Here is a 13,057-nt window from a genome sequence, read left to right on the forward strand (position 1 = left end):
TCGAAGCGCTTCGATGTTGCAGTGAGGTTAAGTGAACACCCATAGGCGCACAAGGGTCGCTGCCAAGATTCCCGCCTATCGAAGCGCTTCAACGTCTGGGTGTCGGGCCGCTGCGCGACGGCGCCGACGCGCACAGCCCCCGGAGGCCCTCAGCCGAGCCTGGTCATGTTCCAGTTCTGCGCGGGTCCGCCGTTCGCGGCCCGCTGGATGACCGGGCTGCCGTCCCCGCTCGCGCAGCCGTTGTCGAGCGCCTTGCCGCTGTGCCGGTTGGTGAGCCGGAAGGCGCCCTCGCCCACCGCGGTGACCGCCCACTGTTGGCTCCGGCCTCCGCCGTCGGCGCGCTGCACCAGGCCCGTACCGTCGGCGCCGGCGCCGTAGCCGTCGAGGGCCTTGCCGCTGCGGACGCAGACCAGGGTGTAGTACCCGTGGCCCGCGTCGGTGACCCTCCACTGCTGCGGCGGGCCCCCGTCGGGGGCCCGCTGGACGACCTGACCGCCCTCGGTCGCGGTGTCGTCGTTGTCCAGGGCCTTGCCGCTCTGCGCGCTGATCAGCCGGTAGACGCCGCCCGCGAGGACCGCCGGCATGCCGTCGACCTCCACGCAGACCGCGCAGCCGTACGCGTTCGGCGCAGCGGCCGGCATGCTGACGGTGATCTGGCCGCCGGCGACGGTGTGGTCGAGCGGCACGGAGGGGTCGTTCATCAGGTGGACGCGGCCGATCGTGTTGTGGACGGCGGGTATCCGCAGGGCGCCGTCCGTCGGCCGGCTGAAGACGTGGGCGAAGAGTGTGCCGCTCTTCTTCGTGATCCGGCCCCAGGGCGGCTCGACGGCGAAGGGGCTGCCGCTGGTGCCGTGGATGCTGTCCGCGTGGGTGCCCATCCAGGAGGCGAGCCCGCCCAGGACGGCGGCCGCTCCCGCGGGCACGGCGCCGTCGCCCTCGGGGCCGATGTTGAGCAGGTAGTTGCCGTCCCGGGAGACGACCGTGACCATCTCCTGGACGATGTCCTGCACGGACCGGTAGTCGTTCTCGGCCCAGTCGGTGTGGCCCCACTGGCCGTTCATGGTGGCGCAGGTCTCCCTCGGCCGGTCCAGCGGCCGCGCGGGCACCGTCTGTTCAGGGCAGGCGAAGTCGCCGAGGCCGAGGTCCCGCTTGACGCGCTCGTTGACGACGAGGCCGGGCTTGCGGGCCGTCAGCCAGTCGTAGAGGTCCTCGCCGTCGGCCCCGGTCCACCAGTCGGTGAGCGTGGGCGCGGCCGGGTTGCCGCACCAGTCGCCGTCGAACCACAGGACCGCCGGGTCGTAGCGGTCCAGCAGTTCCTGCAGCTGGGCCTTCATGTCGGTGACGTAGGCGGAACGCGCGTCCTGCGAGGACATGTCGGAGAAGAGGGTGGTCCGGTTGACGGTCTGGGAGTGGTGGCTCCAGTCCACGATCGAGTAGTAGAGACCGAACGTCACGCCCCGCTTCTCGCACTCGGTCTTCAGCTGGGCGAGCAGGTCGGGCCGGAAGCCGTTGTAGTCGTGCAGGTTGTACAGCTTGGCGCCGGTGGTGTCGGTGAAGCCCGCCACGTCGGAGTCCCACATCGCGTAGCCCTCGTGGTGCTTGGCCGTGATCACGAGGTACTTCATGCCGGCGTTCTTCGCCAGCTCCGCGATGGTCGCGGCATTGAAGGACGTCGGGGCGAACGGGGCGGTCACCCGGGTCTGGTAGTCGGTCTTGTCCCAGTCCTCGGTGCAGAACGCCCACTCGCCGTGGCCTCGGTGGGAGTAGGACCCGAAGTGGACGAACATGCCGAACCTGGCCCGGTACCACCAGTCCAGCTTCGGGGGGACGGCGTAGGCCCGGCCATCGGTGGGCGACGGGGCCTGCGGCAGGCCGGAGGGCGCGGCGCCGTCGGCGGGGGCCGTGGCCTTCGTCAGGGAACGCGGGCTGAGGGAGGAGGACATCGTTCGGCTCCTGGGGGGCGACGGATGGCGGGGGTTCCGGTGGGTGACGGGATGCGGCGCCGGGTTCTCCGTCCGGGGGCGGCGGCGTGACGGGCCGGGGAAGAGCGGGACGGGGTGGCGTACGCCGGTCCGGGGCGGGGTGCGTCGCCGGCCCGGCGCGGGGTGCGTACGGCGGTCCCGGGCGGACTGCGTACGCCGGTCCGGGCCGTCCGGCAGGCTCCGGCCCGCGCAGGGCCGAGCCGGTCATCGGATGCATGCCGGGCGCAGCGGCCACAAGGGCGGAGACCGCGACTGAACATGTGTCCCGCGAGCATCTTCCGCCGCTGCCCCTCCAGGCTGCCGGAGCTCCGCCCAGGCGCACAAGAGGGCCTCGCGCAGGGGCACATGTCCGGAGGGCGGCCACCGGGGGCCTGCGGCACGCGGTCCGCCACCTCATCGGGTACGGACCCGGGCGCCGGCCTCAGCGACAGTCTGCTGCGGACCGTCGACGGCCGACCGGCCCCGCGCGCCCGGCTACGGGGCCGGCAGCCGGGTGGGGTCGGCGAGGAGCTGCCGGACGGTCGACCAGGCCGCGCCCAGCACCGGTCCCCGGCGCCCCAGCGCGGAGGGGCGCACCGCCTCCGGGGACCAGGGCCGCACGGTGACCCGGGCGGCGAGTTCGGCCCGTACCGGCGGCAGCAGCCACTCGGCGAGTTCGGCGTAGGCGCCGCCCAGGACGACGGCGTCCGGGTCGATCAGGTTCACCGCCGAGGCGAGGGCGAGGCCGAGGGCCCGTCCGGCGCGGTCCAGGGCGCGCAGGGTCGCCGCGTCCCCGGCGCCCGCCCGTTCGGTCAGCAGCGCCACCGGATCGCCGGCCCCGCGCAGCCCGGCTTCGCGCAGGACGGCCGCCTCGCCCGCGTACTGCTCCAGGCAGCCGCGCGACCCGCAGGGGCACCCGGCCCCCTCCGGGTGGACGGGCACGTGGCCCAGCTCTCCCGCGAAGCCGCGGGCCCCCCGGAACAACCGGCCGCCGATGACCAGCGCGGCCCCGATTCCGGCTTCGGCGGAGACGTGGACGAACGTGTCGGCGGGCTGTCCCCGGTGCCACTGCTCGGCCAGCGCCCCGAGGTTGGCCTCGTTCTCCGGCTCGGGCACGGTGGCGGGGTCGGGCCAGTGGTCGGCGGGGCGGACCGCCTGCCAGCCGAGGTTGGGCGCGTTCGCGACGAGCCCGCCCGGCGCGTTCGGCACCACGCCCGGCACGGCGAGGACGCGGCCCTCGACGCGCAGCCCGAGGGCGGTGGCCTCCGCCTCGGCCTCGGCTCCGAGGGCGGCGGCCTCCGCCAGGACCCGCGCGGGCGGCCGGCCCGCGTTGGCCCGCTCCGCGCGGCGCCACACGCGGGGCTCCCCGCGCAGGTCCACGACGCAGGCGGCGAGGTGGGTGACGCCGATCTCCAGGCCGAGGCCCGCGGGGCCCCGGTCGTTGAGCGCGAGGGCCCGGCCGGGGCGGCCGACCCGTCCGCTGGGCGCGGTCTCCGTCTCGGTCAGCGCTCCGCGGCCGATGAGTTCGTCGACCAGGGAGGAAACCGCCGGCCGGGTCAGGCCGGTCTGTCCGGCGACGTCCGCCCGGGAGAGCGGGCCGTGCGCGGCGACCGCGCCGAGCACCACCGCGAGGTTCTGGCGGCGCATGTCCCGCTGCGAGGCGGGCGCGGCCTCCGTGCCGCCCTCGCCCGCCCTGCCGATCCCCGCCATCGCGCCGGTCCTCCTGTATCGCCTGGTCGGCTCTCACCTGGTCGGCGCGGCCTCCTGCAACGCCCGCGCCCGCCGCAGCGTACTGGTGATCCGTTCGAGCGTGTCGTCGTCACGGGCGACGGGCTCCCGTACCGGGCCCTCCGCGGTCCGCCAGCGGCGGGCCACGGCATCGGCCGGCTCCCCGGTGAGCAGTGCGGCGGCCTGGGCGGCGGCGCCGAGGGCGACCAGTTCCCGTGCTTCGGGCACCTGGACGGCGCGGCCGGAGAGCCGCAGGACGGTCCGCTGCCAGGCCGCGCCGCGGGCTCCGCCGCCGATCAGCACCAGGGGCTCGCCGGAGTCCGGGTTCTCGCCGCCGGCGCGCAGTACGCCGTCCAGCGCCGCCAGCAGGGCGTGGGCGGCGCCGTCGTAGGCGGCCTGGAGCACCTGTCCGGGGGTGGTGTCGTGGCGCAGGCCGTGGATCAGGCCGGAGGCGTGCGGGAGGTCCGGGGTGCGTTCGCCGTCCAGATGGGGCAGCACCACCACCGTGCCGCCCGCTTCGACGTCCTCGCGGTCGCGGCCGACGAGGGCGGCGAAACGGTCGACGGCGAGGGTGCAGTTGAGCGTGCAGGCCAGCGGCAGCCAGCCGCCGAGGGCGTCGGCGAAGCCGGCGACGGTGCCGCCGGGGTCGGCGGGGCGGGTCCGGCCGACGGCGTAGACGGTGCCGGAGGTGCCGAGGCTCAGCACCGGGCGCCCGGGCGTCAGGCCCAGCCCGAGGGCGGCGGCCATGTTGTCCCCCGTGCCGGTGGCCACCGGCGTGCCCTCGCGCAGGGGCGTTCCGGCCCGTACGACGCCTGCCCGGGCACCCGGCGCGAGGACCCGCGGGAGCAGCGCAGGGTCGAGGCCGATCCGGTCGAGGACGTCCCGGTCGTAGCCCTCGGGGCCCCACCAGCCGGTTCCGGAGGCGTCACCGCGGTCCGTCACCGCCTCGCCGGTCAGCCGCTCGGTCAGGAAGTCGTGGGGAAGCCGGACGGCCGCGACGCGCTCGGCGGCGGCGGGCTCGTTCGCCCGCAGCCAGGCCCACTTGGCGGCGGTGAAGGCGGCCGTCGGGACGCTTCCGGTGCGGCGGGCCAGCTCCGCCGGGCCGAAGGCGGCGGTGAGCGCGCCGGCCTGGGGGGCGGAGCGCACGTCGTTCCACAGGAGCGCCGGGCGCACCGCGCGGCCCGCCGCGTCGAGGGTGACCAGGCCGTGCTGCTGGCCGGCGATCGAGCAGGCCGCGGCGCGGTCCGCCCAGCCGGTGGCGGCCACGGCCGCACCGAGGGCCCGCCACCACTGCTCGGGGTCGCTCTCGCGGGCGGCGCCCCCGCTGACCGCGTGCTCGGCCCGTCCCTCGCCCACCACCGCGCCGCTGTCCAGGTCGACGGCGAGGGCCTTGGTGGACTGCGTCGAGCTGTCGACACCGATCACGACACGCTGTGCGGACATGCGTTCCTCCGGTGGGCTTCCTCTTCAGGTCCCCGCATATTAGTTTGTTTTCTGTCATTACAAATAGCCCCTCGGCACCTGACTCCGGAGCGCCCCATGACCAGCGACCCGCTCGTCCCCACTCCCGCGCACAGGTTCACCTTCGGCCTGTGGACCGTCGGCTGGCAGGGCCGGGACCCCTTCGGCGACGCCACCCGGCCCGCCCTCGACCCGGTCGAGAGCGTGCAGCGGCTGGCCGAGCTCGGCGCCTACGGCGTCACGTTCCACGACGACGACCTGATCCCCTTCGGCTCCGACGAGGCCGCGCGCGAGCGGGCGGTCAAGCGGTTCCGCAGCGCGCTCGACACGGCCGGGCTGAAGGTGCCCATGGCCACCACCAACCTGTTCACCCACCCGGTGTTCAAGGACGGCGCCTTCACCGCCAACGACCGGGACGTGCGCCGGTACGCGCTGCGCAAGACGATCCGCAACATCGACCTGGCCGTGGAACTCGGCGCCTCGGTCTACGTCGCCTGGGGCGGCCGGGAGGGCGCGGAATCGGGCGCCGCCAAGGACGTGCGCGCCGCCCTCGACCGGCTCAAGGAGGCCTTCGACCTGCTGGGCGAGTACGTCGAGGAGCAGGGCTACGACCTGCGCTTCGCGATCGAGCCCAAGCCCAACGAGCCGCGCGGCGACATCCTGCTGCCCACCATCGGCCACGCCCTGGCCTTCATCAACGAGCTGGAGCGCCCCGAGCGGGTCGGCCTCAACCCGGAGGTGGGCCACGAGCAGATGGCCGGGCTGAACTTCCCGCACGGCATCGCCCAGGCCCTGTGGCACGACAAGCTCTTCCACATCGACCTCAACGGCCAGACCGGCATCAAGTACGACCAGGACCTGCGCTTCGGCGCGGGCGACCTGCGCCAAGCCTTCTGGCTGGTCGACCTGCTGGAGTCGGCGGGCTACGACGGCCCCCGGCACTTCGATTTCAAGCCGCCGCGCACCGAGGACGCCGAGGGCGTCTGGGCCTCGGCGGCCGGCTGCATGCGCAACTACCTGCTGCTGGCGGAGCGTTCCCGGGCCTTCCGGGCCGATCCGGAGGTCCGCGACGCGCTCGCCGCCTCCCGGCTGCCGGACCTCGCGCTCCCCACCGCCGAGGACGGCCTGGCCGGGCTGCTGGCCGACCCGTCCGCCTTCGACACGTTCGACGTCGAGGGCGCCGCCCGTCGCGGCATGGCCTTCGAGCAGCTGGACCAGCTCGCCCTGGAACACCTCCTCGGCGCCCGCTGAGCCGGCCGCTCGGGCCCCGCGTCACGCGCGGGGCCCGGGGCGCGCCTTCGCCCGGCCGCCCGGTTCAGGACGGGTAGGCGAAGGCCGCCTCCGGGGTGCCGGCGGGCCGGGCGTGCAGGGCGCCCTGCGGCCCGCCGAAGCGGAGCCGCCAGGGGCGCGTGCTGTCGGTGGTGACGTCGAGGCGCCCGCCCCGGCGGCGCAGGGTGAAGCGGGCCGCCCCACCGGTGCCCTCGGGACGCGGGATCACGACCGTGCGTTCGGCGCCGTCCGCGAAGTCGTGCACCCGCAGTTCGACGTCATCGGCCCAGGCCGAGACGGGCCGCTGGTCGTCCGCGGCGAGCGGGACGACGGAGTCGGGGCGGGCCAGCAGCGGCAGGGTGTGGAACCCGTGCCGCTCCCGGACCCAGCGGGGACCGGTGATCCGGTCCCCGGTCAGCACGTTCGTCCAGGTCCCTTCGGGCACGTAGTACTCGACCGTGCCGTCGTCCGTGAAGACCGGGGCGACCAGCAGGTCGTCGCCCAGCATGTACTGCCGGTCCAGGGTGGCGGCGGCCGGGTCGTCGGGGAACTCCAGCACCATGGCGCGCATCACCGGGACACCGGTGGTGTGCGCCTGCTGCGCGGCGCGCTGGAGGTACGGGGCGAGGCGGTGCTTGAGCAGGGTGAACTCCCGGGTGACCTCGACGGCCTCCTCCCCGTAGTCCCACGGCACGCGGTAGGACGTGCTGCCGTGCAGCCGGCTGTGCGAGGAGAGCAGGCCGAACTGCACCCACCGCTTGAAGACGGCCGGCGTCGGGGTGCCCTCGAAGCCGCCGATGTCGTGGCTCCAGAAGCCGAAGCCCGACAGGCCGAGGGAGAGTCCGCCGCGCAGCGACTCGGCCATGGCGTTGAAGTGGGACTCGCAGTCGCCGCCCCAGTGCACGGGGTACTGCTGACCGCCCGCCGTGGCGGAGCGGGCGAAGAGCAGCGCCTCGCCCTCCCCGCGCACCTCGCGCAGCAGCTCGAAGACGGCCTGGTTGTAGAGGTGGGTGTAGTAGTTGTGCATCCGCTCGGGGTCCGAGCCGTCGTGCCACACCACGTCGGTGGGGACGCGTTCGCCGAAGTCGGTCTTGAAGCAGTCCACACCCATCTCCAGCAGCGCCCGGAGCTTGCCGGTGTACCAGGCGCGGGAGGCGGGACGGGTGAAGTCCACCAGGGCCATCCCGGGCTGCCACAGGTCCCACTGCCACACGCTGCCGTCGGGGCGCCGCACCAGGTGGCCCTCGCGCACGCCCTCCTCGAACATCGCCGACTTCTGCGCGATGTAGGGGTTGATCCAGGCGCTGATCCGCAGTCCCCGCCGCCGCAGCCGGTCGAGCATGCCCGCCGGGTCCGGGAAGGTGTCCGCGTGCCACTCGAAGTCGCACCACTGGTAGGCGCGCATCCAGAAGCAGTCGAGGTGGAAGACGCTCAGCGGGATGCCGCGCTCGGCCATGCCGTCGACGAAACGGTTGACGGTGGCCTCGTCGTAGTCGGTGGTGAACGAGGTGCTCAGCCACAGGCCCAGCGCCCAGGCCGGGGGCAGGGCGGGGCGGCCGGTGAGGTCGGTGTAGCGCCGCAGGACCTCCTTCGGGGTGGGGCCGTGGACGACGAAGTACTCCAGCGACTGGTCCTCGACGCTGAACTGGACCTGGCCGACCGCCTCGGACCCGACTTCGTAGCCGACCTTGCCGGGGTGGTTGACGAAGACCCCGTACCCCCGGTTCGTCAGGTGGAAGGGGATGTTCTTGTAGGCCTGTTCGCTGCTGGTGCCGCCGTCGGCCTGCCAGATGTCCACGCTCTGGCCGTTCTTGACGAACGGCGTGAACCGCTCCCCCAGCCCGTACACCGCCTCCCCCACCCCCAGGGCGAGTTGGCCCAGCATGAAGTGCCGGCCGTCGGCGTCGGTGGCGAAGCCGGTGCCGCGCTCGCCCACGGAGGTCAGTACCTCTCCGGCCGCGGTGAACTCCAGCCGCCACGGCCGGGACGTGTCGACCCGCAGGGTCAGTGCGCCCGCGCCGAGCTCGACCACCGGCCCGTCGCGGCGTACCTTTCCCGCGTCCTGCCGCGCACCGGGCAGGGCGAACTCCGGTCCGCGCCGCACCGTCCCGGCGTGGTGCGTGACGCGGACCCCGATCACGCCCTCGGCCGGCGACCAGCAGTCGACGGTCAGCAGCGCGCTGTTGAGCGTGCCACCGCGCCCGCGCACGTGTTTCACCGGCGCGTAGAGGGTCATCCGGTGCTCGTCCGCCCGGACGTCCGCCACCTCCGCGGCGTACTGCGCGGTGACGCCGGGACGCATGAGCCAGTAGCCGTCGGTGAACTTCATCGTGCGGGTCCCTCCGTCCGCGCGCGGTGCGGCTGCGGCGCCAGGCCGCGCTCGCGCAGCCAGGCCAGCTGGACAGGCGGGTTGCAGCCGCCGCCGGCGTGGTCGCCGAAGGGCCAGACGGTCATGGTGCGGTCCTCGGCGGCGTAGTGGTTGAAGGCGGCGTAGACCGTGGAGGGCGGGCAGACCGGGTCCATCAGGCCCACGCTGAAGAGCGTCGGCGCGGTGGCCCGCCGCGCGAAGTGGACGCCGTCGAAGTGGGCGAGGGTGGCGAAGGCGGGCTCCACGCGGTGCCGGCTGTGCCACCGCAGGTAGTGGGCGATCTCCTGGTACGGGCCCTCGCCGCAGATCCCGGCGGCACGGCGGAAGTGGCACAGGAACGGGACGTCCACGAGCGCCGCCGCCACCGCGTCCCCGGCGAGACCGGCCACGGCGAGCGCCAGGCCGCCGCCCTGGCTGCCCCCGGCCACCGCCACCCGGCGGGGGTCGAGTCCGGGCAGCTGTGCGACCGCGTCCACGGCCCGCACGCAGTCGGTGATCAGCCGCCGGTAGTAGTGGGTGTCGGGAGAGTCGATGCCGAGGGTCATGAAGCCCTCGACCCACTGCGTACCGTCGCCCTCGCCCCGGTCGGGGGTGTCGTGGCCCTGACCCCGGCTGTCGACGACGAGCTGGGCGTAGCCCGCTGCGGACCAGAACAGGTGGTCGGTGGGCAGGCCCCGGCCGCCGCTGTAGCCGATGTAGGTGACGACGACGGGCAGCGGTCCGGCCGCGTCGCGCGGGCGCAGCAGCCAGGCGGCCACCGGCTCGCCGTTCCAGCCGGGGAAGCGCACGTCGTCGACCTCGACCGTGCGCAGTCCGTGCCGCTCGGTGACCGGCTCGGCCTTCACCACCCCCTCGTGCGTGCGGGCCGCGGCGAGGGTCCGCCGCCAGAAGGCGTCGAATTCCGGCGGCTCGGGCAACTCGGGTCGGTAGTGGACGAGTTCGTCCTCGCCCAGGTCGGTCAGCGGCATGGGGTGTTCCTCCGGTCGGAGTGTGTGAGGACCTGACGTGGCGAGCCGGCGACGGGGAGAGGTTGCGAGGGACACCGGGTGCCGGAGCGCGGCGGCGGGCGCGCGGTCCTGCCCCGCGGTCCGTGCACCGGGGTGCGGGCCCCGTACGGGGAGACCGGCGGCCCGCCCCCCTGTGGCGGGCCGCCGGTCTCGTGGGCGTGGGCCTCAGTCGGTACCGCCGGACGCGGCGAAGCCGAAGGCGGCCAGCCGGAAGCCGCCGTGCAGCGTGAGCCGCAGGTCGTGGACCCCGTCCGGCGGCGGGGCGAGCGCGGCCGCCGTGGTCGTCCACGCGTAACGGTCACCGGTGACCGGGACCGCGATCTCGGCCAGCAGCCGGTCACCGGCCCGGACCTCCAGGCGGGCCGCCCCGCCGTCGGCGCTCTCCAGGGCCGTCTCCGCCTCCACCCGGACGGCCCCGGACAGGTCGACGTCGCGGAAGAGGAGCGTCGCGGGCCGCGCGGGGTCGGCCGGAGTCACGGCGTCCCCGTCGGCGCGGGTGGCGTCGACGAGGACGGTGTCCGCGTGGTCGTCGAAGTCGGCGGCCGGCGTGCGGCGACCGACGACCACGCGGGGCGCGGGGGCCTGCCCGGTCACGGTGAGCCGTGCGGTCAGGACGGGGTGCTCGGCGGAGCGGGCGACGGCGATCTCGTACGCGCCGGGGTCGACGGTGAAGGCGCCGGTCGCGACGTCCCAGTGGGCGAGCTGGTCGGCGGGCAGGGAGAACACCATCTCCCGGCTCTCGCCCGGCGCCAGGCGGACCTTCCGGAAGTCGGCCAGGCGCCGCCGGGGGGCCTCGTAGCGGGCGTCGAGCGCCCGGACGTAGAGCTGCACCACCTCGCTGCCGGTCCGCCGCCCCGTGTTGACCAGGGTCACCCTGACGTCGACCGAGGCGTCCTGGCCGATCGACGCCCTCGACAGGCGCAGGTCGCGGTGGGCGAAGTCGGTGTAGGACAGCCCGTGTCCGAAGGGATAGAGGGGCGCGGCCCGGTGGTACTGGTAGGTCCAGCCGGCCTTGATGATGTCGTAGTCGAGCGGATCCGGCAGTGGGTCCGCGCCCCGGTACCACGTCTGCGGCAGACGTCCGGCGGGCTCGGCCTCCCCGAGCAGCACCGCGGCCAGCGCGTGGCCCGTCTCCTGGCCGCCGTGCGAGGTCCACACCACGGCCGGCAGGTGTGCCTCGGCCCAGTCGACGGCGTACGGGTAGCTGCTCATCACCACCAGCGCCGTCTCGGGGCGGACGGCCGCGACCTCCCGCAGCAGTGCCTGCTGCGTCTCGGGAAGGTCGAGGCCCGTGCGGTCCTCGGTCTCGCGGCCATTGATCATCGGGTGGTTGCCGAGGACGACGACCGCCGCGTCGGCCGCCCCGGCGGCGGCCCGCGCCGCGGCCGCTCCGTCGCGCAGCAGTTCCCGGTGCCAGCGCTCGGCGGTGTCGGGGGTGGGGGCGGTGACGGTCACCCGGCCGTCACCGGGGTCGACGGCGGCGTAGCGGCGGGTGAGCACGGAACGCAGCAGTACGGCGCCGTCCCCGGCCGGTTCGAGCCGGAAGGTCTCACGGACGTCCCAGCTCTTGATCACGTCCCGCTCGGCGGCCAGCGTTTCGTCCGGCGTCAGGCTCAGGTAGCGGCCGGAGTCGGCGGCGCGCAGCGTCAGGACGCCGCGGCCCCAGTCGGTCACGTCGAAGGCGGTCCTGCCCAGCAGGTCCCCGGTGGTGGCGGAGCGCAGCGCGATCTGGTCGGCGCCCTCCTCGTGGACCACGTCGCCGCCGTGGACGCCGAGCGCCGCGGCGAGTCCGGCGGCGACGCCGACCTGGTAGGACATGGTGCCGCTGTACCAGTCCTCGCACAGCCTGTCGGCGAGCGGGCCGATGACGGCGACCCGCGCGGTGCGCGCCGGGTCGAGCGGCAGCAGGCCGTCGTTCTTGAGCAGCACCACCGACTCGGTCGCGGCGTGCCGCGCCAGCTCGCGGTGATCGGCGCAGCCGACGACATCGGGGCCGATGCCGGCGTAGGGGTCCAGTTCGGGGTCGAACTCCCCCAGACGAAAGCGCAGTTCCAGCTGCCGCCGGACGGCTCGGTGCACGTCGGCCCGGTCGATCAGGGCGCGCTCCAGGGCCTCGCGCAGACGGCCGACCGGCGTGGCGCTGTCCTCGCCGTGGTCGGTGAAACTGTCGATGCCGGCCTTGAGCGCGGCCGCGTGGGATGCGGCGTGGTCGTCGAAGTACCGCTCCGGGTCGACCAGGTTGGACGGGGCTTCGGCGTCGCTGACCACGAAGAGTTCGTGGCCGGTCGGCTCCGCCCAGCGGCGCAGTTCGCTCTCGATGAGCGGACTGACGTGACAGGGACGGCCGTTGACGAGGTTGTATGCGGCCATGACGCCGGTCGCGGCGCCGGAGGCGACCACGGGACGGAAGGCCGCCAGGTCGTACTCCCTCAGTACCCGGGGGCGCACGCCGGAGGACGTGGTGCACCGCTCGTCCTCGTTGTTGTAGGCGAGGAAGTGCTTGAGCACCGGGGCCACCCGCAGGTAGACGGGGTGGTCTCCGGACAGGCCCCGGCAGAACGCCTCCCCGAGACGCGCGGTGTGGGCGGGGTCCTCGGAGTACCCCTCCTCGTTGCGACCCCAGCGCGGGTCGCGCAGCAGGTTCAGTACGGGCGCCCAGGCCTGGAGGCTGTGGGGTGCGCCCCCGCTTGCGGCCGGGCGGTGGTGGTGGAAGGCGCGCAGTTCGGTCGCGACCGCCTCGGCGACCCGGTGCACCAGCGCCTCGTCCCAGGTGGCGCCGAGGCCGACGGCCTGCGGGAAGACGGTCGCCTCGCCCAGCCAGGAGACCCCGTGCAGTGCCTCGCTGCCGGTCCGGAAGGCGCGGAGGCCCAGACGCGGAACGGCCGGCACGTGCTGGTGCAGCATCGCGAGCCCCTCCTCCGTCGTGAGACGGGCGGCCAGGTCGTCGACGCGCTCGCGCAGCGGCAGCGCCGGATCGCGGAAGGGAAGGAGACCGACAACGGGCGGGGACAGGGAACTCACGTGGACAACCCCTCGGCAGGCTGAGCGTGGCGGCCATATGTCGAAGCGCTTCGACGCTGACACGAAGCAGTGCCGGTGTCAACTACTCTGCGCTCATCAGGCGTTGTATTTACGCGACGCCGTGGGCAGGCACCGGGGGCGCGAGGTGCACGGCATGCCAGTCCAAGCGCTTCGACGGTGTGGCGAACAGGCACCGAGGGCGATCGACCGTCGCATTGTGAACGTTAACAAAGGGCGTTGCG

General features: G+C 74.4%; 7 protein-coding genes. 1 reads left to right on the plus strand and 6 read right to left on the minus strand.

What is annotated here, in order from left to right; all coding sequences use genetic code 11:
• Positions 1 to 149: 149 nt before the first annotated feature.
• The 3 genes from ABZY31_RS10120 to xylB form a co-directional block, all read right to left on the minus strand.
• On the minus strand, positions 150 to 1,943 hold the full coding sequence (locus tag ABZY31_RS10120) for an alpha-L-fucosidase (protein WP_356407013.1): 1,794 nt from the start codon (positions 1,941 to 1,943) through the stop codon (positions 150 to 152).
• A 513-nt stretch (positions 1,944 to 2,456) separates the two neighbouring features.
• Positions 2,457 to 3,671 carry an ROK family transcriptional regulator gene (locus tag ABZY31_RS10125; RefSeq protein WP_356407016.1) on the minus strand — a complete coding sequence of 405 codons (1,215 nt, stop codon included), beginning with the start codon at positions 3,669 to 3,671 and terminating at the stop codon, positions 2,457 to 2,459.
• Between the two features lie 33 nt (positions 3,672 to 3,704).
• Positions 3,705 to 5,132, minus strand: coding sequence for a xylulokinase (xylB, locus tag ABZY31_RS10130; protein ID WP_356407019.1), 1,428 nt, complete (start codon positions 5,130 to 5,132; stop codon positions 3,705 to 3,707).
• Between the two features lie 96 nt (positions 5,133 to 5,228).
• Between xylB and xylA the strand changes: the two genes are divergently transcribed.
• Positions 5,229 to 6,401, plus strand: coding sequence for a xylose isomerase (xylA, locus tag ABZY31_RS10135; RefSeq protein ID WP_356407021.1), 1,173 nt, complete (start codon positions 5,229 to 5,231; stop codon positions 6,399 to 6,401).
• Positions 6,402 to 6,465: 64 nt separating this feature from the next.
• Here the strand turns inward: xylA and yicI are convergent, their stop codons facing one another.
• The 3 genes from yicI to ABZY31_RS10150 all read right to left on the minus strand — a co-directional run bounded on the left by yicI (position 6,466) and on the right by ABZY31_RS10150 (position 12,815).
• Complete coding sequence (gene yicI, locus ABZY31_RS10140; RefSeq protein WP_356407023.1) at positions 6,466 to 8,748, minus strand: alpha-xylosidase; 2,283 nt, start codon at positions 8,746 to 8,748, stop codon at positions 6,466 to 6,468.
• Positions 8,745 to 9,755, minus strand: coding sequence for an acetylxylan esterase (locus ABZY31_RS10145; protein WP_356407026.1), 1,011 nt, complete (start codon positions 9,753 to 9,755; stop codon positions 8,745 to 8,747). Before ABZY31_RS10145 ends, yicI begins: the two co-directional genes overlap by 4 nt.
• A 204-nt stretch (positions 9,756 to 9,959) precedes the next feature.
• Entirely contained in the window at positions 9,960 to 12,815 is a 2,856-nt protein-coding gene (locus tag ABZY31_RS10150; RefSeq protein WP_356407029.1) for a glycoside hydrolase family 3 C-terminal domain-containing protein, read from the minus strand.
• Positions 12,816 to 13,057: the final 242 nt, after the last annotated feature.

The organism is Streptomyces sp. NPDC006529, from assembly GCF_040611795.1.
Lineage (GTDB): Bacteria > Actinomycetota > Actinomycetes > Streptomycetales > Streptomycetaceae > Streptomyces.